We start from the raw sequence: 19,844 nt of genomic DNA on the forward strand, positions 1-19,844 counted from the left end.
CGGGGAGGGAGGCTCAACGGCCCTGAGCCGCCATTGAGGCGCCGCCGACCTTATCGCCTCGGTCTGAAGAGGCACGGACACGTGCCGTCGGGTACGTCGGCGTACTCGTGCACTTGGCCGAGGCTCGCTCCCTCGGGCTGGTAGCTTCGTGCGGCGCGAGGCGGGAAGCGCGGTCGGACAGGGGGATCTGGGTGGCTCAGGCGCGGTGGCGGGATCGGGCGCGGTACGCCTTCGACAACACGATGTCGAGGGGTACGTCGGCGCTGATCGGATGGCTCGGTCTGGCCTCGGCGATCTTGATCGTCGTGTTCGCCTCCCTGACGGTGGCACTCGCGCCGACCGACGCCGATCACAACGGGCACTGGCCGGGGATGCTCTGGCGGACCCTGATGCGTGCCATCGACCCCGGCACCGTGGCCGGGGACACCGGTACCCCGATGTTCCTGGGGCTGATGCTGGCCGTCACGGTGGGCGGCATCTTCATCGTGAGCGCCCTGATCGGTGTCCTGACCACCGGCCTTGAATCGAAGATCACCGATCTTCGCAAGGGCCACTCGAAGATCATCGAGCGGAACCACACCGTGTTGCTGGGCTGGTCGGACCAGGTCTTCACGGTGGTGTCCGAGCTGGTCAAGGCCAACCAGGGCCAGCGTCGCTCCTGCGTGGCGATCCTCGCTGACCAGGACAAGGTCGACATGGAGGAGGCGATCCGCCACCACCTCGGCGACACCGGCAACACCCGGGTGGTCTGCCGCCGCGGCGCCCCCCTCAAACCCGCCGACCTGGAGCTGGTCAGCCCCGGAACCGCCCGGTCCATCATGGTGATCGCGCCGCCCACCGACGATCCCGACACCCACGTGATCAAGGTGCTGCTCTCGCTCGGAGCGAGGGAGTGGGGGGCGCACCGGCCGCCGGTCGTGGCGGCCGTGACCAATTCGGCCAATCTGCCCGCGGCGCGGCTCGCGGGCGGTCCGGCCGCGCATGTCGTCGACGCCGACGACATCGGCGTCCGGCTCGTCGTGCAGTCACACCGTCAATCGGGGCTGTCGACCGTCTGCACCGACCTGCTGGACTTCTCCGGCAACGAGTTCTATCTGCGATCCGAACCGTCTCTGGCGGGCAGGACGTACGGCGACGCGCTCGACGCGTACCAACTCGGCATTCCGACCGGGCTCCGGCACGCGGACGGGACCGTCCTGGTGAATCCGCCCATGGACACCGTCATCCAGGCCGACGACGAGATCATCGTGCTGGCGGAGGACGACCTGCTGATCCGGCTCGACGACGATCCGCCGCCGGTCGTCGCCGAAGCGCTCAGCACCACGGAGCCCCGGCCCGCCAAACCGGCGCGCACGCTGCTGGTCGGCTGGAACCACCGAGCACCGAAGATCATCGGGCTGCTGGACGCGTTCGCGCAGCCGGGATCGGTCCTCGACATCGCCGCCCTCCATGACGACCCTCGTGGGCAACTGGCGGTTCTCCAGAACCTCACGATGGGCTTCACCCGCTGTGACCCGACCGACCGAGCCGCGCTGGAGACCCTCGACGTGGGCTCCTACCAGCACGTCATCGTGCTGTCCGACGACACCTACGAGCCGCAGCACGCCGACGCGCGCACGCTGGTCACCCTGCTGCACCTGCGGGACATGGAAGAGCGCATCGGGGATCCGTACTCGATCGTCAGCGAGATCAACGACGAGAGCAATCGCGAGGTCGCCCAGGTCACCAAGGCCGACGACTTCGTCGTCAGCGCCCGGCTCATCAGCCTGCTGCTCACCCAGCTCACCGAGAACCACGACCTGCGGGACGTGTTCGCCAACCTCCTGGATCCGACCGGGTCGGAGATCTACCTCAAGCCGGCCGGCGACTACCTGCTGCCCGGAGCGTCCGCGAACTTCGCCACCGTCATCGAGGCCGCCCGAAGGCGCGGACAGACGGCGCTGGGATACCGGCGGCGTGATGGGTTCCACCGGCCGCCCGGCTATGGCGTGGTGCTGAACCCGGACAAGGCCGCCCCGCTCACTCTGTCCGCCGACGACCTCGTCATCGTCCTGGCCGAGGAATGAGATCGCCGCGTGGCCCGACGTGGGCCATGCGGCGGGGCGGCTCACAGGCGCGCTGAGATCAACGTCCTGTCGAGAACGTCGTATATGACGAGAAAGGCGCTGAACGCCCAGAACGAGACGGCCGACCACAGGTTCCGTTGTCTGGCCATGGCGGATCGCCATGCCGGGGACGGCCGTAGCCCGTCATCGCGGTCGTACGGATCGTGCAGGGGGGCGCCCGAGGACACGAACACCCGCACCCCTTCCGTGGTGTTTCGAGAATGCCGTGCTGTACGCCTTCGTTATATCTGTCACTTGTTCAAGTCTGCAAGTATGGTGGTGTCAGGGGTCCGGTCGTGGACACGCTGTCCCCGACCTGGCGAGGTCGGGCCGAAGTGCCGGCCGAGGCCGCCCGGTCGGGCGGGGATGATCGGTGACGCCTGCGGCGGGCATCGCCACGTCGGCGGCGCGGGTGAGCGGGAGAGGCGATGTTCGACATCGGAATCGAGAAGTTCGCGCTGCTCCTGGTGCTCGCGGTCATCATCTTCGGGCCCGACCAGTTGCCTCGGGTCGCTCGCCAGGCGGGCCAGACGCTGCGTCAACTCCGCCGACTGGCCGCGGACGCCACCAGCGACCTCAAGGAGGGGCTCGGCCCCGAATACGCCGACCTGGATGTCGCCGACCTCAGCCCGCGTCGCTTCATCCAGAAACACCTGATCGATGACTTCGATGAGCCACACCAGGTCGAGCGGCTCGGCGCGGGGCTCCATGGCGGTGGTCGCGCGCCGTACGACACCGAAGCGACCTGAGCGCGTCGGCCGTGGCCCGTTCGGTGCCGGCGCCGCCATCTTCGGTGGAATCTCGCGGGTGACCGCCGGTTTCTCCGCAATCGGTTGAGGGCTTTGTCCGCATCTGATATTTGTACAACTCAGCAAGTGTCGGATCGGGGCTGATGGATCCGACCATGCCGCAGCCCGCATGACGGAGTGACTTCGGGCTCAGGACGCTTGACCCTCGTGTCGGCGATCGGCAGATCGGGAGAGTGCATGGCTCTGCGTCAGGTCGACCGGCGCGTGGTATCGAGCCACCAACCGGTTCCGGTGGCGGGATTGTGGCGGGCGCTGGGCCTCACGCTGGCTTCGGCGTTCGTGTGGGGCGTGGCGCATCTGCGGGCCCGTCGCCATCTGGCCGGCTTCGCCCTGATGGGGTTGTACGCGGCGCTGGTGGTGGCCACGGTGACGGCCGGGCTGGCGTTTCAGGAGAAACTCAAGCAGATCGCGGTCCAGCACACCTGGCTCGGCGCGATCACGGTCGGTCTCCTCGTCCTCGCCCTGGTCTGGGCGGGCGTCGTCATCCGCTCCTACCAGGTGGTCCGCCCGGTCGGTCTGCCGTTCGCGATGCGGGCCGTGGCGGGCTCCTTGGTCATGGTGATGACCCTGTTGGTCTGCACGCCGCTGGTGTACGCGGCCAACAGCGTCTACGTCCTGGGGAACACGCTGGCCAACATCTTTCCCGGAGACGACCACTCCGGTCAGCAGGTGAACGCCGCGAACCCGTGGAAGAACCTGCCCCGGCTCAATGTGCTGCTGCTGGGCGGTGACGGCGGTAAGGACCGCACCGGGATCCGCACCGACAGCATGACGGTCGCGAGTATCGACACCAGGACCGGCGACACGGTGCTGTTCGGCCTGCCCAGGAGTCTGCAGAAGTTCCCGATGCCGCCTCGGCTGCGTTCGCGGTGGCCGAACGGCTACACCGGGGACCCCGGCGACCAGGGGCTGCTGAACGAGCTGTACATCATGGGGGAGCGGCACTCCGACCTCGAGCCCGGCTACAAGAAGGGGCAGCGCGGTCCGCATCTGCTCGAAGACGTGATCGGGTATCTGCTCGGCCTGAAGATCAACTATTACGTCCTCGTCAACCTCGGCGGCTTCAAGGACATCGTCAACGCCATGGGCGGCGTCCGGGTGCACATCGACAAACGGCTCCCGATCGGCGGTGAACCCGAGCGGGGCATCCCGCCGTCCGGCTACCTCGAACCCGGCTGGCACAAGCTCGATGGCGAGAAGGCGCTGTGGTACGGCCGCAGTCGGCATGCCGATGATGACTTCCACCGGATGGATCGGCAGAAGTGCCTGCTGAAGGACATCGCCGACCAAGCGGATCCGCAGACGGTCGTCACCCATTTCGAGCAACTCGCCAAGGCGGCGCAGAGCACGATCTTCACCAACATCCCGTCGGGGCTGCTGCCGGCCCTGGTGAAGCTGTCCGGCTCGGTGAAGCACGGAGCCGACATCAAGAACATGGCCTACAACCCGTACAAGATCCCCGGATTCCACGTCTACCAGCCCAACGTGGCAGTGATGCGCCGTGTGGCCGCCGACGCGATCGCGGTTGGCGGGAACCCGCAGCCGTCGGACACGCCGACCTCCGCCGCGAAGAGGAAGAAGACGGCGACCACCCCGACGGCCTCGGCGAGCTCCGGCGGTGGCGCCGTCTCGCTGAAGAACGTCTGCGGCTGAATCCGGGGCCCGGGTAGATGCCGAGGCTCGAAAGATCTCGCGGACCAGGTCGGACGTGGCGGGGCCGGTTGCACATCCGAGGCCTTCTCCGAGAGGCTGGCGTCGGGACAGGCGGTCGCCGAGCAGACGTGGAGGGTTCATGACGGATACCGGTGCCGGCGAGCCGGAACATCTGTCGCCCGAACTGCTCCAGGACATGGCGGGCACCTTCGGACTGCTCGCCTCGACGATGCGTCTGCACATCATGTGGGTACTGGCGCACGGCGCCTGCGATGTCGGGACGATCGCCGGGCACGTCGGCGGGAGCGTCCCGACCGTCAGCCACCACCTGGCCAAGCTCAAGCTCGCCGGCCTGGTGCGGTCCCGCAGGGAAGGCCGGCGCCAGATCTACCTGGTCGACGACCCGCACATCGTGACGATCGTGCGGCAGATGGTCGACCGCATGCGAGACCGGTCCATCGGCTTGGGACGCCGTCGTGGCGTGGGCGCCTGAATCCGCCTCCGCCCTCCCCGAACCGCGGCCTGACGCGGCCGACGAACCCCGGCTTCCCGACGTACGCGGCCGGCTCGCCGAATACGCCGCCATGCCGGTCCTCCAGGTGCTCCGGCGACTGGACAGCGGCCCGCGGGGGCTGGAGGAGGACCGGGCTCAGACGCTGCTGGCGCGTCACGGCGAGAACGCCATCGCCGGTCCCACGGCATCGCGCCGGGGCGCCCGCCTCCTGCACGCGCTGACCAACCCGTTCGTCGGCACCCTGCTGGTGCTCGGCGGGGTGTCGGCGGCCCTCGGCGCGTTCGGCGCGGCCACGGTGATCGGCGTGATGGTGCTGATCAGTTGCTGGCTGCAGGTCCGCCAGGAGCAGCGGTTCGATCGGGTCGCCGACACCTTGCGGGCCATGGTGGTCGCGACGACGACCGTCGTACGCCGTGCGACCACCGACGCGCCCCCCACGAGCCGAGAGGTGCCGCTCGACCAGCTCGTTCCCGGCGACATCGTGACCCTGAGCCCCGGCGACATGATCCCCGCCGACGTACGGCTACTGCGGTCGGCGGGCCTGACCGTGGACCAGGCCGTACTGACGGGGGAGGCACTCCCGGTCGCCAAGCAGGCCACTCCTGAGGACGCCGTCCCGGACGTGTCGGCCGTCGGCCGGTCGACCGGCGACCTGGCGACGATCGACTGCCCGTGGCTGTGCTTCATGGGCAGCACGGTCACCGCCGGCACCGGTACGGCAGTGGTCCTCGCCACCGGCACCGCGACCTATTTCGGTGCCATGCACGCCCACCTGGCGCCACGACGCGCCGAGACCGCCTTCGACCGGGGCGTCAAGGGCGTGTCCCGGGCGCTCATCGGCCTCATGCTCGTGTGCGCCCCCCTGGTGTTCATCGTCAACGCCGCGGTGCACGGCATCCGGTTCGCCGCCCTGTGGTTCGGCATCTCCGTCGCGGTCGGCCTGACACCGGAGATGCTGCCGGTCATGGTGAGCACCGCGCTGGCCCGGGGGGCGCGAGCCGCAGTCCGCCACAACGTGGTCATCAAGCGGCTGCCCGCCATCCACAATCTCGGCGCGATGGACGTGCTGTGCACGGACAAGACCGGCACACTCACCCAGGACCAGGTGGGCGTCGACTGCCACATCGACCCCGACGGCCGATCCGATCCGCAGGTCCTTCGCTGGGCGGCGCTCAACAGCGCCGTCGCGGCGGACGGCGACGCGATCGTCCTGTTCAACGAGCTCGACGAGGCGCTGCTGGCCTATGCCGATCAGATGAGCGTTCCGGTCGACGACGTCACCGCCGTCGAGGTGATCCCGTTCGACTCCACGCGCCGGCGCGGCAGCGTCGTCGTACGAGCGGCAGGTCGCCCGGGGACCGACATCATGATCACCAAAGGCGCCGTGGAGCAGGTCCTGGAATGCTGTACCCGGCTGCGCCGCCCGGACGGTGACGTCCCCCTCACCGTCGCGGACCGGCAACGGCTCGGCGACGTCGGCGACCGGTACGCCGCCGACGGGGTACGGCTGCTGGCCGTCGCCATCGCCGACAAGCCGGTGCGTCCGCGCGCTTACGGCCTCAGGGACGAACGAGACCTCACGCTGATCGGGTTCGTCGGCTTCCGCGACCGCCCGCGCGAATCCGCGGCCGCCGCGGTGCGGTCCCTCACGGCGCGCGGCGTCGCCGTGAAGGTCCTCACCGGAGACCATCCGCTGGTCGCCGCGCGCATCTGCCGGGACGCCGGCATCGACCCCGGGCGGATCGTGCTCGGGGACGACATCGAGGCGCTCAGCGACGCCGAGATCGGTGACCTCGCCGACCGGACCACCGTGTTCGCGCGGATCGACCCGGAGCAGAAGGCGCGGATCGTCCGGGTCCTGCGATCGACCGGCCGTACGGTGGGGTTCCTCGGCGACGGGGTGAACGACTCACCCGCGCTCCGGGACGCCGATGTGGGGATCACCGTGGACGGCGCGGTCGCCATCGCGCGCGAATCCGCCGACGTCGTCCTGCTGCGTGGTGACCTGCTGTCGGTGGCCGAGGCCGTCACCGAAGGGCGGCGGACCTTCACGAACATCAAGAAGTACCTGGAGATCACCATCTCCTCGAACTTCGGCAACGTCCTGTCGATGCTGGCGGCCAGCGTCCTGCTGCCGTTCCTGCCGATGCTGCCCCTGCAGATCCTCGTCCAGAACCTCTGCTTCGACCTGTGCCTGCTGCCGCTCGCCTTCGACCACGTCGACCAGCGCGCGCTGCGCCGACCGCAGACGTTCGACTCGGCCCGGCTGACCCGATTCGTCCTGTGGCTCGGACCGGTCAACACCCTGGCCGACCTGACCGCGTTCGGCATCCTGCTCCACATCACCGGCCACCATCCCGGACCGGCCGCCCAGGCGATCTTTCATACCGGCTGGTTCGTCGAGAACCTGCTCACCCAGGCGGCCGCGGTCCACCTCCTGCGCGGCCGCCGACTGCCCTCGCCGCGCGACCACGCCGCGTTTCCGGTCCTGCTCGGTACGACGGCGATCGTGACCATCGCCCTGGTCCTCCCGTGGTCTTTCCTGGCCGCTCCGCTGAGCATGACTGCCCTGCCCGTGGTCTGCCTGCTGGCACTGGTCCTCGTGCTCGTCCTCTACTGCATTCTGATCGGCGCGGCCAAGACCGCGTGGCAGAAGGTCGAAGGACGTACGTCACGTCCGACCCGACAGGGGACGCGGTCACAAGCGCCGCGGTAGAGATCGCAATCCGGGACATCGCCGCGGTACACCGGTGGGAGGCTGGGCCTACCAGCAGTGAGGAAGCCGGTCGTGGCGTCGGCCCAGGTGGCGGGCGCACTCTGGGGACATGGCAACTCCGCAGGACATCACCGCGTGAACGCCGCACTTTCGCGAGCCCGCTCCTCGTGGGGTCACGTGGCCCAGGCCGCCGCCGCCCTGGCGGCGGGAATGGGCGTCGGCCGTTTCGTCTACACCCCGATCCTGCCCCTGATGCACGCCCAGGCCGGCTTGTCGGCAGGGGACGGCGCGAACCTGGCCTCCGCCAACTACGTCGGATACCTGCTCGGTGCCCTCGCCGGCACCTTCCTTCCACGGCTGGTGCGCTCCTCGGTCGCCCTGCGCGGCTCCCTTCTGGCGTTGACCGTGACGCTGGCCGCGATGCCGTTCACCCGCGCCACCGCGGCGTGGCTGGTGCTCCGGCTGCTCGCCGGCGCGACCAGCGCACTGATCTTCGTCATCGCCGTCAGCTCCCTGCTCAGCCACTTGCGTGACGACCCCGCTCATCTGCCCGGCTGGGCGTTCGGCGGCGTCGGCGCCGGCATCGCCGCGTCGGGGCTCCTGGTCCTGATCCTGCGTTCGGTCGCCGACTGGCGCGTCGCCTGGTGGGCCTCCGCGGGCCTGGCCGCGTCGCTCACCGCCGTCTCCTGGAACCTGCGGCCCGAACCCGCACCCGAGCCGGCGAGCTCCGCGTCCGAGGTACGAGAACAGGCCGACGGCCCGCGGGTGCACCGCTGGTTCAGCACCCTGTTCGCGTCCTACACCTTGGAGGGCATCGGCTACATCATCGCCGGCACGTTCCTCGTCGCCGCGATCGAGCAGAACTCGCCCGGCTGGATCGGCGGCGGCGCCTGGGTCCTGGTCGGCCTGGCGGCCATGCCCTCCGCCGCGCTGTGGACGTGGCTGGGCCGGCGCCGGTCCCGCCCTGACCTCCTGCTGGCCGCGCTGGCCGTGCAGGCCGTCGGCATCGCCCTGCCCGCCCTGATCGGCGGGGTCGCGGCGGCGCTCATCTCGGCGCTCCTCTTCGGCGCCACGTTCATCGGCGTCAGCAACCTCGCGCTCGCCGTGGGCGACCATCTGCGGTTCCCGCGCTCGGTCGCACTGCTGACCGCCGGGTACTCGGTGGGCCAGATCCTCGGCCCTCTCGTCGTCACCCCGTTGCTCCGCCACGGCTACCACCAGGCCCTGCTCCTGGGGGGCGTCATCGTCCTGGCCTCCGCTGTCGCGGCCGCCGTTCTCCGGGTCGGATTCCCCCACCGCATGCCGTCTCCGGGCCATCCGGCCCTCGCCCTGGAGGACGAGTGACAGGCGTCGCAAGCTCGGCTACGCCGTCGTCGCCACCTCGCGCACCATCGCCCCCTCCGGCGACGCGGATGTCGTGACCGTTCAGGGCGATATCGCCAACCCCGCCACCGCCGAACGCGTCATCGCCGCCGCCGTGGAGCGATTCGGCCGCATCGACGGTCAGGGTTGCGAGGAGCGTGACCGCTCATCGTCCGGCGCGCCGGCCGTCCGCGCCCGGCGTTCGGCACGGCGTTCGACGTATCGGGCCGCCGTCGTCCCCATGCGTTCCATGAAGTCCGACAGTTCTTGGCGGGCCTTGTCCCCTTCGGCGCCCAGGCCTTCGAGTTCGAAGATTCGCCATTGCCGCAGGACCGGGGACAGGACATCGTCGAGATGGATGCGCAGGTCGTAGATTTCCGCGTTGGCGATGGCGGCCGACTTGCGCAGGAAGCCGTCGATGGTGTGGCCCGGCATCTGGAAGTTCGTCACGACGTCGGTGACGGCCCGCATCGTCTCGTCGGGGGACAGCTCGAAGGCCGCGGCGAGCAGGTTGCGGTAGAAGAGCATGTGGAGGTTCTCATCGGCGGCCACTCGCGCCAGCAGCCGCTCGCATACCGGGTCGCCCGAGGCCTTGCCGGTGTTGCGGTGAGAGACGCGCGTCGCCAGTTCCTGGAACGAGACGTAGGCGAGGCCGTGGAGCATTCTGTCGCCGTGGTCGGCCTGGTAACCGCTCTCCATGTGCTTCATGCGGGCCCGTTCGAGCGCGACCGGATCCACGGCCCGGGTCACGGTGAGGTAGTCGCGGATGACGATGCCGTGGCGATTCTCCTCGGCCGTCCAGCGGTCCACCCAGGTGCCCCACGCGCCGTCACGCCCGAAGATGGTGGAGATCTCGCGGTGGTAGCCGGGGAGATTGTCCTCGGTGAGGAGGTTGACGATCAGCGCCTCCCGCGCCGCGGGCGAGACCGTGGAGTCTTCGGGTGACCATGGTTCGCCGTCCAACGGACCGTCGAAGTCACGGCCCCGGCTCCACGGCACGTACTGATGCGGAAACCATTCCTTCGCCGTGGACAGATGACGGTCGAGCTCGGCCGCGACGACCGGCTCGAGCTCGATGAGCAGCTCGGACGTCGTCTTGGGCCCGGATGTGAACGGCACTTGATCCCCCCGAAGAGACATGACATGAACACGGCCGCCCGATCGGCGCTGATGATCTGTCAGGCGTGAGTGAAGGTTACGCCGCGGCGCGGTGATCGGTACGCACGTGGCCGCGCTGGGCTTCGGCGAGGGTGGGGCGGACGACGAAGGCGTGGTCGAGGCCGGTGATGCGCAGCAACTTGGCCACGTTCGGGCGGGGCGCGGCGAGGGTGACGGCGAGCCCGTGCAGCCGTGCGCGGCGCTGGGTGCCTACGAGCAGGGCCAGGCCGGAGGCGTCGCAGAAGGAGACGGCGGACAGGTCGATGATGACCGGCGTGGTGGTGTCCGCGAGGATGGTGAGGATCCGGGTGCGGAGTGCCGCGGTGGTCGCGATGTCGAGTTCTCCGCGTATCGCGATGACGGTGTGGCGGGGTAGGCGCCGGCTGAAGAGCCTGGCGCGGACGGTGCTGTGATGCATGGGTAAGTCTCCGGTTCGGGATGCCGCGGCCGAGTACGGCCGCGGTGAGCATGGATGTCGAGGCGCGTTCTGTCTCCGACTGAGAACGGGTGCCTCATCGGGTAACGCGCCGACAGTGCTGGAAATTGCTAGATCACGGCGATCGGAGGCCACTCGGGACCGGCTCGGTCGACGGAGCACGGCACCTCCGCGCTGTCGTCATTGACCGACATGCGGTGGTACGGGGCTTAATGGTCGCCCGACCCGTCTTGGCCTGTGACTGAAGGCCGCGCTAGTGAAAAGCCGGTGAGGCGTCGGCTCGACTGCCGACGCGGAAGCTCCTCGGTCACTTCTAGCATACTCCTCTGATCGCAGGTCAGGGTGGTCGCCGCTCGCGTGCGGCCCCGTAGCTCGGGCCCGGTTGGGCGTTCTCGCGAGCTTTGATCAGCGAACATGGCCTACTGTTGCGTAATGAGACGCACCCATGCCGGCACCCGGCGTCACCTGCCCACCAGTCCCTTCAAGGCCCCGGTCGTCGCGCCCGTCGAGCAGTTCGCCGTGCGGGACCAGGTGAGTCATGACAGGTACGGCCTCGGTGTGGTCACCGGTGTCGAGGAAGGCATCGCCGTGCTCGTGGATTTCGGTTCCCATACCGAACGAATCCCGGCGCCCTACGCCAAGCTCGTCAAGCTGTGAGACGGGAACCGTAGCTCTGCGCCGACGCGCCTCCTGCCGTTGCGGGCGTGCCCGCGGCGGCGGCGTCACGCGTACCGGGTGGTCGTCCGATCGGCGCCGACCACCGTGGCGGCGTTCCGCTCTCTGCGGCGATAGGCCGTCATCGCGCTGTGGGTGTGCCGCCAGGTGATGTGGTGGACGCTGGAACCGATCGGCGTCCATTCCCGGGCGAGAAGCCGAAAGAAGTCGTCATCGGCACAGCGGCCGCCCGCACCTGGCCCGATGTAGATCACCAGGTCGCCGGTGTAGGCGTGGAGGGCTTCGCTCGCCCACGGGTCGCCGTGAGACGGCCAGCACAGCAGCAGGGCCCGGTCGGGGTGGTGCCGGGCGGCGGCCGGGCCGTCTCGCCGGACGGCGGAGTATTCGGTGCCGTCGGTGTAGGTGTTGGCGGAGGAACTGACCGGCTCGTAGGCGATGGCGTCGATGCCGGCTTGCTCCGCCTGCCACACCCAATAGCCCGAGCCCGCGCCGATCTCGACCAGGCCGCGACCGCCCAGGATCTGGGTAAGCCAGGCGATGTCGCCAGGTGAGGGGATCGCCCATGAGTAGCGCTTGGTCAGCAGGTGATGCCCGACGGGAAGTCCGCGGGCGAAACCGTCGGGACAGATCCCCTGCCCGGCCTCGCGCACGGACGGCAGCTGCCGGACGATCTCCCAGTACGGGTTGTCGATACCGGCGGGGGTGACCTGGTCGTAGGCGCTGCCGGCGATCCGGAAGGCCGTCGCGGGGCCCGCGAGGCCGGATCGTTGCGCCCACCACTGGTGGATCTCGGCGAGCTCAGCTGACACGGTCACCGTGACCTCCTTCAGACTCCTCGGACGATATACACCCGACTGCGGACGAAGGAACGACGCTCAGGGCCTGAAACCGGTACGAGACGGTTGTCACCGTCGTGTTCGCGAGCCGCTTCCGACCTACCGTCGCATGGGCGGCGGCCGGGTCCGGCGACCGCCCGGTGGCGGATAGCGTTGGCGTTCTATGACAGCAACCCTTGTCGCGAAGGACGTCGCCGCCGGGCACGGTGACCGTGTGCTGTTCTCCGGGTTCGACCTGGTGGTCTCCCCTGGAGAAGTCGTCGGGCTGGTCGGGGTCAATGGCGCGGGGAAGTCCACCCTGCTGCGGACCCTTGGGGGGCTGCTCACCCCCGAGGACGGTTCGGTGACGCTCAGCCCGTCGTCGGCGGTCGTCGGCTACCTGCCACAGGAGCGGGAGCGGCGCGGCGGCGAGACGGTGATCGGCTTCCTCGCCCGGCGTACCGGGGTGGCGCGGGCTCAGCGGGAGCTGGACACCGCGACCGAGGGCCTCGTCGGTGGGCGTGAGGGGGCCGAGGACGAATACGCCTCCGCCTTGGAACGATGGCTGGCCCTGGGCGGCGCCGATCTCGAGGACCGGGCCGGGGAGGTGGCGGCCGAGCTGGGGCTGGCGGCCGGCCTCGATCAGCGGATGACCTCGTTGTCCGGCGGGCAGGCGGCCCGCGCGGGGATGGCGTCGCTGCTGCTCAGCCGCTATGACATCTTTCTGCTCGACGAGCCCACCAACGATCTGGATCTGGACGGGCTGGAGCGGCTGGAGCGGTTCGTCACGAGCCTGCGGGCCGGCACGGTGCTGGTCAGCCATGACCGCGAGTTCCTGGACCGGACGGTCACCCGGGTGGTGGAGCTGGACCTGGCCCAGCAGCAGGTGAACGTCTACGGCGGCGGTTACGCCGCGTACCTGGCCGAGCGTGAGGTCGCCCGCAGGCACGCCCGCGCCGACTACGAGGAGTACGCGAGTAAGGTCGTCGCGCTGGAGCAGCGGGGCCGGACGCAACGGGACTGGGCCGCCAAGGGCGTCAGGAACGCCAGGAAGAAGGCCCGGGGCGCCAACGGGGGAGACAACGACAAGGTCGGCCGGAACTTCCGCGCCGACGCGAGTGAGAAGCAGGCCGCCAAGGTCCGCCAGACCGAGCGTGCGCTCGAACGCCTCGACGTGGTCGAGGAGCCCCGCAAGGAGTGGGAGCTGCGGATGGAGATCGCCGTCGCGCCACGCGCCGGTGCCGTGGTGGCGACCCTGCGCTCCGCGGTGCTGCGGCTCGGAGACTTCACCCTGGGGCCCGTCGATCTGGAGATCGGCTGGGCCGAACGGGTCGCGATCACCGGTGCCAACGGAGCGGGCAAGTCGACGCTACTGTCGGCGCTGCTGGGCCGGGTCCCGCTCACCGAAGGCCACGCCGCACTCGGGCCGGGCGTGATCATGGGCGAGGTCGACCAGGCACGAGCGCTGTTCCTCGGCGAAAGTGCCCTTCTGGACGCCTTCGGCGCGGAGGTTCCCGAGTTGCCGCCGGCGGAGATCCGTACCCTCCTGGCGAAGTTCGGCCTGCGCGCCGCGCACGTGACCCGCCCCGCGGCGACGCTGTCCCCGGGTGAGCGCACCCGGGCAGCCCTGGCGTTGCTTCAGGCGCGGGGCGTGAACCTGCTCGTTCTGGACGAGCCGACCAACCATCTCGACCTGCCGGCGATCGAACAGCTGGAGTCCGCGCTCGACTCCTATCCCGGCACCCTGCTGCTGGTGACCCACGACCGCCGGATGATCAACGCTGTGCACATCACCCGCCGGCTGCACCTCAGCAACGGCCGGGTCACCGAGATGGGCCCGGTCTGAAACCAGAACAGGCCCCCACCCCGAACGGGGTCGGCAGAACTCCGAACTCATGAAGAGCGCCGCGTGAGGTTGCGGGCGGGGGCGATGTCGCCGGTCCAGGGGCTGCGCCGCTCAGGAGCCGGCGCGGCTCACTTGGCCACGGTCAGGACGATCAGCTCTTGAAGGCTGACCTGCCCGCCCGGCTTCTCCGACTGGTCGGTCACCACCCAGTGGGAGGGCATCCCGACGAACACGTGCCCTTGAGGGCTCAGTTTGATCCGGTCATCTGCGAACCCGAGCCGTTCCAGGTCGTCCTTGGCGACGGCGGCGTTCTTGCCGACCAGGTTCGGCATCGTGACATTGCCCGTCCTGGCGGGCCGCGCTCTCCCGATGCCCCCGCACCCTGCCAGCATGGGCGCCGCCGCCAGGATCAGTGCGCCTGCGAGGACGCGCTTCTTCATCGGTTCCTCCCCGTTCCCGGCAGTCCGGGTCGCGGCTGGATCGCGGTGCCGGCGTCAGCGCCGAGCTCTGGCCGGCGGCCCCGACCTCGGTCATTCGGGTCCATAGACGGTCACATTGTTCAGGAGCGCCGGGCGCTGCGCGAGTCGGACGGATGGGGTGTCCCGGCAGCGGCGGTGTACGTCCCGGGTCCCCTGATCGACGACCGCGGTCGGAGAACCCGGCGCGATATTGCCGCATGCGGCCAACGATCTGTTCAGCGGCTTCGAGGGGTGATCGACTGGCCGCCGCTAACCCACCCCCTCGAGCCCGGCGTGACTCTCCCGGCACGCGGGCCCGGAAAGGCGGCAGTCGATGCAGCGACGACTCCTGCGGCTCCTCGCACTCGGCACGGCGGCCGGTGCGACACTCGGAGCGGCCCCTACGGCGTCAGCGAGCCCAGCGCCTGGTCGGGTATCCCGTCCGATCGCGGTGTCGGGCAAGAGCCCGACACCGGGAACGACCGCAGGCCAGGGACCCGCGAGCAGCGTCAATTACCCCGGCGCCGAGGTCGAACCCTGGATCGCGGTCAACCCGCGGAACCACGGCAACATCATCGGCTTCTACCAGCAGGACCGTTGGAACAACGGCGGTGCCCACACCCTCACCTTCAGCGTCACCCATGACCACGGCGGACACTGGAGACAGGTCGTCCTGCCCGACGTCTCCAAGGCCGCGGGCGGCCCCTACGACCGGGTGTCCGACCCGGGCGTGAGCTTCGCCCCGAACGGCGACGCGTACGCGATCTCGCTGCCGATCAGCTGGGCTCCCGACAACTCCGACACCACCACCAGCGCGATCGGGGTGTCGAAGTCGACCGACGGCGGTGACACCTGGAGCAAGCCGATCTTCATCCAACAGGACACCGACGGCAACTACTTCAACGACAAGGAACTGATCACAGCGGACCCCACCAGTTCCAAGCGCGTCTACGCGGTCTGGGACCGCAGCAACCCACAGGGCGGACAACCGATCTTCTTCTCCCGGACCGTCGACGGCGGTCGCACCTGGGAGAAGCCGCACGCGATCTACGACCCGACCGCCGACGGCGAGTGGACCATCGCCAACCAGATCGTCGTCCAGCCCGACGGCACCCTCGTCGACATGTTCTTCCAGGGCTCAGGGGACAGCGATGAGGGCCACGACGGCCTCGCGGCCACCTCGCATGACCCCGACGCCCGGCGGGCACGGCTTTCCCGGCTCGCCGAGACCGAGCCGTCGCGGATCCGGGTGATCCGCTCCACCGACCACGGAAAGACCTGGTCGAAGCCCAGCACGGTGGCCGAGGTCGCCCCATCGGAGATCGTCGATCCGGACCGGCACCAGCCGCTGCGAACCGGCGACGTCGTCCCCGACATCGCCGTCGACCACAGGACCGGCAGGCTCTACGTCGCCTGGCAGGACGCCTCCGTCACGCAGAGCGGGTCGGCCGTCCTGTTGTCCTCCTCGGCCGACGGCCGTACCTGGACCGAGCCGATCAAGGTCAGCAAGACCCCGGACTCGGCCGCCCAAGGCAACGGCCAGGCGTTCACCCCGGTGGTCGACGTGGCCGACGACGGAACCGTCGGAGTGACCTACTACGACTTCCGGCGCAACACCCCCGCCCCCGGCGCCCTCACCGACTTCTGGATCGTGACCAGCCCCCGCCGCACCGCCGGCGACCCGCGGGCCTGGCATGAACAGCACGTCGGCGGATCCTTCGACGTCACGCTGGCGGCGGTCGCGCGCGGATACTTCCTCGGCGACTACACCGGACTCGACCACGCGGGCGGAACCTTCACGGCCCTGTTCACCCAGACTCACCCGATCCCCGACAACCAGCAAGACGAATACTTCGCCGCGATCCATCCGTAAGGGCGCTCGACGGGTGAAAGGGGTCGGGCGATCTCGCCCAGCCCCCTTCACCGGCACGCGCCGGGTGCCGGTCGAGTACGGCTCGGTGTCCGAGCGCCATCAGGCGCTCACAGCGTACGCAGCGCCTCGGTGGGGGAGAGGCGGGCGGCCCGAAGGGCCGGCAGCAGGCCCGCGATCGCACCGATCACGATCGCCGCGCCGATCCCGCCGGCCCACGCCTGGACCGGGATGATCACCGCCCAGCCCTTCGTGTTCGCGTAGATCGCGGTGGTCAGCGCTCCGGCCGCGACTCCGGCCACCCCGCCGAGCAATGCGAGCATGACCGCTTCGGACAGGAACTGAGTGCGGATCTGTCCCCGGGTGGCGCCGAGCGCCCGGCGCAGCCCGATCTCCGATCGCCGTTCCAGCACCGAGATGATCATGATGTTCGCGACCCCGACCGCGCCCACGATCAGCGCCACCAGCCCGAGCCCGAGGAACAGGCTGTTGAACGCGCCCTTCGCGGCGGCTCGCGCGGTGAGCGCGTCGGACGGCCGGCTGACGTCGACGTCGCTGGGCGACTCTGGGTTCGCGGTTCGCGCGAGCACGTCATGCACCGAGTCGACCTTGTCCGTACGGGCCCGCACGTACACCGTCGTCGGAGCTCCGGCCACCGCCGTGCCTTCATCGACGATCGCGTAGCCGAGATAACGCTCCGCGGCCGGGTAGCCGACCAAGGCACTGGTGTCGATGTCGGTCGACAGCGTCGCGGGCTTCAGGATGCCGGCGACGTAGAACCACTGGTTCCTCAGCCAGATCCGCTCGCCCGGATGGACACGATCGATCCCGAGGCGCTGCGCGGCGAGCGCGCCGAGCACGGTGACCGGCTGCCGTTCGGTCGCCGGGTTCAGCCAGCGACCCTGAGCCACGCCGGTTCCGATCACTTCGGGGAGGTTGAGGCTGGCGGCCCGTACCTTCAGGGCGTTGGTCTCGACCACCGGGATCAGCGGGCTGCGGTACACGTTCGTGTTCTCGATGGCGGCGGCGTGCGCCACGTGCTCGACATCGGGCAGGTGGGAGATCCGTTGCGGCGCGGCGACCGGGAGCCGTGCCGCCCCGCCGGTGAACGATTGGCCGGTGTTCGCGGTCAGCAGGTTCGTGCCGAGCCGGTCGATCTGTGCCAGCAGCCCGGCCTGGGAGGACGCGGACAGGCCGAGCACCGCCACGATCGCCGCGGTGCCGATCGCTATCCCGAGCGCGGACAAGGCGGCCCGCAGGCGGCGAGCCCGGATGCCGACGCCGGCCACGCGGATCTGGTCGGACAGCCTCATACGCCCTCCATTGAACGCGCCGCGCTGTCGGCGACGATCCGCCCGTCGAGGACGTGCAACTGACGGGGAAGCCGGGCGGCCAGCCCGCTGTCGTGCGTGATCACGAGGATGGTCGCCCCGTCGGCGTTGAGCTCGTGCAGCAGCTCGATGATCGACGCGCCCGTCTTGCTGTCGAGGTTTCCCGTCGGCTCGTCGGCGAGCACGATGGCCGGATGGCCGACCACGGCGCGGGCGATCGCCACGCGCTGGCGCTGTCCGCCCGAGAGCCTGCCCGGCCGGAAGCCCGCCCGGTCCTCCAGCCCCACCCGGATGAGCGCCTCGGCGGCACGCTCGCGCCGCTCGGCGGCTCCCACGCCGCTGTACAGCAGACCGTCGGCGACGTTCTCCAGGACGGTGGTGTGCTCGGACAGATGGAACTGCTGGAAGATGAAGCCGATGCTGCGCGCCCGCAAGGCGGCGAGCCGGCGGTCGGTGAGCGTCGCGACGTCTTCCCCGTCGATCCGTACCGTGCCGTCGCTGGGCCGATCCAGCGTGCCGAGGATGTGCAGCAGCGTGGACTTGCCCGATCCCGACGGGCCGACGATCGCGACCAGTTCCCCCCTCCGTACGGTGAAGCTCACGTCGCGCAGCGCGTGGACGGGGGGTTGCGCGCCGTACGTCTTGGTGACCCGCTCCAGTTCGAGGACATTGGTCTCGCTCATGTCGACGGCACCACCACACGGTCATTGGCCGACAGGGCGCCGGAGACCTGCACCCGACCGTTGGCGTCGTCGAACAATCCCAGCGTGACCGGCACGATCCGGGTCTGGCCGCGGTCCCCCGCCGCCACCTCGACCGCGTATCCCCCGCCGGCCCGGCCGATGAGCGCGGTCACCGGCACGATCAGCGCGTGCTCGACGCCGTCCGTGGTGATCTGCACCTGGACCGGAGCCTGGTCAAGGGTTCCGGCGTCCTTCGGGTGCTTGAGCGTGATGTAGACCGGGATCGTGGCGGATCCCGAGTCGGAGCCGTCCTTGCCGGAAGACGTCGCGACCGTGCCGATCCGGCGGACCACGCCGGACGTGATCCGGTTGTCCGGCAGCGTGATCTGCGCCTGGTCGCCCTCCTTGACCTCGGACTGCTGGGAGGCGTCGAGCTTCACGGTCACCTCGCGCCGGTTCGACGACGCCGCCATGACCGGACGGCCCTTGCCCGCGCCCGTGCCGTTCACGGCCATCACCTTGCCGACCCGCAAGGGGCCGGGCAGGAACACCGCCTGGCCGAGGTTCAGCCTGCCCGTCACGTCGGCGCCGCGTTTGTCCTGAAGCTTCGCCAGGGCCGCCGCGGTCGCCGCGCCGAAGTGGTCCGAACCAGGATCGAGCTCGGACCTGTCGGCATAACCCCCGTTCACGAGGGTCTTGTTCAGCGCCCGGACGTCCTTGCCGTCGTCGCCCGCGGCCAGGTTCCGGTACGCGGGCGTGCTTCCGCAGATCAGGATCACCGGTTTCTCGCTGACCTTGTACAACGTCTCACCGCAGTCGACCTGGGTGCCCGCCGCCGGCACCCAGGTGTAGATCCCGCTCGCCTGGTTGACCACCGAGTACGGGATCCCGTCGGTGCCGGCCGAGTACGAGAGCGTCCCGCTCTGGTCGACCTGCGAGGAGAGCGGACCCTCCTGGACCGCCGCGAGAGCCGTCCCGTCGCCGGCCCTCGTGGTGGACTTGCCGTCGTCGCCGTACAGGCCCGTCACGGCGAGAACCAGGCCACCGCCCGCGGCCACGACCGCGACGCCGCCGAGTAGCCCGCGCCGCTTGCGTCTCCACCATGGGCGGGCGGGCGCCTCAGGGGGGACGCCGGTGCTCGCCGGAGCCCCGATCTCAGCCGTTGCCATTCTCGGAGCCTCCTCCCACGTGGGCCACGTCGCGGCATGCGTTCATCGCCTTCTTGAACTGCGGTGAGTTGGTGTCGATCCTGTCCTTCGGCACCAGAAGGCGTCCGTCCTGCGGGTCAGGGATGTCGGGTATGCCGTTCTTGCGCATGCACTGGGCCCACTTCAGCCATTCCTTCTGGTCTTGGGCCCGCTGTGCGGGGTCGTCCTGTATCCCGGGCGGCTCCTGCGATTTGCACGCCTGCTG

17 protein-coding genes are annotated in these 19,844 nt (G+C 69.7%); 9 read left to right on the top strand and 8 right to left on the bottom strand.

Features of this window, described 5'->3' with window-relative positions; all coding sequences use genetic code 11:
* The first annotated feature begins 191 nt into the window (after positions 1-191).
* From AB0L00_RS18545 to AB0L00_RS18570, 6 genes are all read left to right on the top strand, one after another.
* Positions 192-2,066 carry a potassium transporter TrkA gene (locus AB0L00_RS18545; RefSeq protein WP_364435277.1) on the top strand — a complete coding sequence of 625 codons (1,875 nt, stop codon included), beginning with the start codon at positions 192-194 and terminating at the stop codon, positions 2,064-2,066.
* Between the two features lie 467 nt (positions 2,067-2,533).
* Positions 2,534-2,854 (top strand): sec-independent translocase, encoded by a 321-nt coding sequence (locus AB0L00_RS18550; protein ID WP_364435280.1) that lies wholly within the window; start codon positions 2,534-2,536, stop codon positions 2,852-2,854.
* Between the two features lie 237 nt (positions 2,855-3,091).
* On the top strand, positions 3,092-4,567 hold the full coding sequence (locus AB0L00_RS18555) for an LCP family protein (RefSeq protein ID WP_364435283.1): 1,476 nt from the start codon (positions 3,092-3,094) through the stop codon (positions 4,565-4,567).
* Between the two features lie 139 nt (positions 4,568-4,706).
* Complete coding sequence (locus tag AB0L00_RS18560) at positions 4,707-5,060, top strand: metalloregulator ArsR/SmtB family transcription factor (RefSeq protein ID WP_364392081.1); 354 nt, start codon at positions 4,707-4,709, stop codon at positions 5,058-5,060.
* Positions 5,044-7,797: a magnesium-translocating P-type ATPase gene (gene mgtA, locus AB0L00_RS18565; protein ID WP_364435286.1), complete on the top strand. Its 2,754-nt coding sequence runs from the start codon at positions 5,044-5,046 to the stop codon at positions 7,795-7,797. Before AB0L00_RS18560 ends, mgtA begins: the two co-directional genes overlap by 17 nt.
* 135 nt (positions 7,798-7,932) lie before the next feature.
* Complete coding sequence (locus tag AB0L00_RS18570) at positions 7,933-9,141, top strand: YbfB/YjiJ family MFS transporter (RefSeq protein WP_364435289.1); 1,209 nt, start codon at positions 7,933-7,935, stop codon at positions 9,139-9,141.
* A 159-nt stretch (positions 9,142-9,300) separates the two neighbouring features.
* On the opposite strand, the gene AB0L00_RS18575 is transcribed toward AB0L00_RS18570, so the two are convergent.
* Positions 9,301-10,278, bottom strand: coding sequence for an acyl-ACP desaturase (locus tag AB0L00_RS18575; protein WP_364435292.1), 978 nt, complete (start codon positions 10,276-10,278; stop codon positions 9,301-9,303).
* 76 nt (positions 10,279-10,354) lie between these two features.
* A complete protein-coding gene (locus tag AB0L00_RS18580) occupies positions 10,355-10,735 on the bottom strand; it encodes an STAS domain-containing protein (protein WP_364435294.1) in 381 nt (126 codons plus the stop codon).
* Between the two features lie 450 nt (positions 10,736-11,185).
* Here AB0L00_RS18580 and AB0L00_RS18585 point away from each other — a divergent pair, with 450 nt between their 5' ends.
* Positions 11,186-11,410 (top strand): hypothetical protein, encoded by a 225-nt coding sequence (locus AB0L00_RS18585; RefSeq protein ID WP_364435297.1) that lies wholly within the window; start codon positions 11,186-11,188, stop codon positions 11,408-11,410.
* Between the two features lie 65 nt (positions 11,411-11,475).
* Here the strand turns inward: AB0L00_RS18585 and AB0L00_RS18590 are convergent, their stop codons facing one another.
* Positions 11,476-12,243 carry a hypothetical protein gene (locus AB0L00_RS18590; protein ID WP_364435300.1) on the bottom strand — a complete coding sequence of 256 codons (768 nt, stop codon included), beginning with the start codon at positions 12,241-12,243 and terminating at the stop codon, positions 11,476-11,478.
* Between the two features lie 184 nt (positions 12,244-12,427).
* On the opposite strand from AB0L00_RS18590, the gene AB0L00_RS18595 reads away from it, so the two are divergent.
* Positions 12,428-14,089 (top strand): ABC-F family ATP-binding cassette domain-containing protein, encoded by a 1,662-nt coding sequence (locus AB0L00_RS18595; RefSeq protein ID WP_364435303.1) that lies wholly within the window; start codon positions 12,428-12,430, stop codon positions 14,087-14,089.
* A gap of 128 nt (positions 14,090-14,217) precedes the next feature.
* On the opposite strand, the gene AB0L00_RS18600 is transcribed toward AB0L00_RS18595, so the two are convergent.
* On the bottom strand, positions 14,218-14,529 hold the full coding sequence (locus AB0L00_RS18600; RefSeq protein ID WP_364435306.1) for a PASTA domain-containing protein: 312 nt from the start codon (positions 14,527-14,529) through the stop codon (positions 14,218-14,220).
* A 469-nt stretch (positions 14,530-14,998) separates the two neighbouring features.
* On the opposite strand from AB0L00_RS18600, the gene AB0L00_RS18605 reads away from it, so the two are divergent.
* Positions 14,999-16,420 (top strand): sialidase family protein, encoded by a 1,422-nt coding sequence (locus AB0L00_RS18605; protein ID WP_364435309.1) that lies wholly within the window; start codon positions 14,999-15,001, stop codon positions 16,418-16,420.
* Between the two features lie 107 nt (positions 16,421-16,527).
* Here AB0L00_RS18605 and AB0L00_RS18610 read toward each other — a convergent pair whose 3' ends face one another.
* Genes AB0L00_RS18610 through AB0L00_RS18625 form a run of 4 tightly spaced genes read right to left on the bottom strand, consistent with a single transcriptional unit; the run spans position 16,528 to position 19,748 of the window.
* On the bottom strand, positions 16,528-17,730 hold the full coding sequence (locus tag AB0L00_RS18610) for an ABC transporter permease (RefSeq protein WP_364435311.1): 1,203 nt from the start codon (positions 17,728-17,730) through the stop codon (positions 16,528-16,530).
* Positions 17,727-18,431 carry an ABC transporter ATP-binding protein gene (locus AB0L00_RS18615; RefSeq protein WP_364435314.1) on the bottom strand — a complete coding sequence of 235 codons (705 nt, stop codon included), beginning with the start codon at positions 18,429-18,431 and terminating at the stop codon, positions 17,727-17,729. The genes AB0L00_RS18610 and AB0L00_RS18615 overlap by 4 nt, the downstream gene beginning before the upstream one ends.
* A complete protein-coding gene (locus tag AB0L00_RS18620; protein WP_364435316.1) occupies positions 18,428-19,600 on the bottom strand; it encodes a hypothetical protein in 1,173 nt (390 codons plus the stop codon). The genes AB0L00_RS18615 and AB0L00_RS18620 overlap by 4 nt, the downstream gene beginning before the upstream one ends.
* Positions 19,587-19,748 (bottom strand): hypothetical protein, encoded by a 162-nt coding sequence (locus AB0L00_RS18625; protein WP_364435318.1) that lies wholly within the window; start codon positions 19,746-19,748, stop codon positions 19,587-19,589. Before AB0L00_RS18625 ends, AB0L00_RS18620 begins: the two co-directional genes overlap by 14 nt.
* Between the last annotated feature and the right edge of the window lie 96 nt (positions 19,749-19,844).

It is taken from the genome of Actinoallomurus sp. NPDC052308, from assembly GCF_040679195.1.
GTDB lineage: Bacteria > Actinomycetota > Actinomycetes > Streptosporangiales > Streptosporangiaceae > Actinoallomurus > Actinoallomurus liliacearum.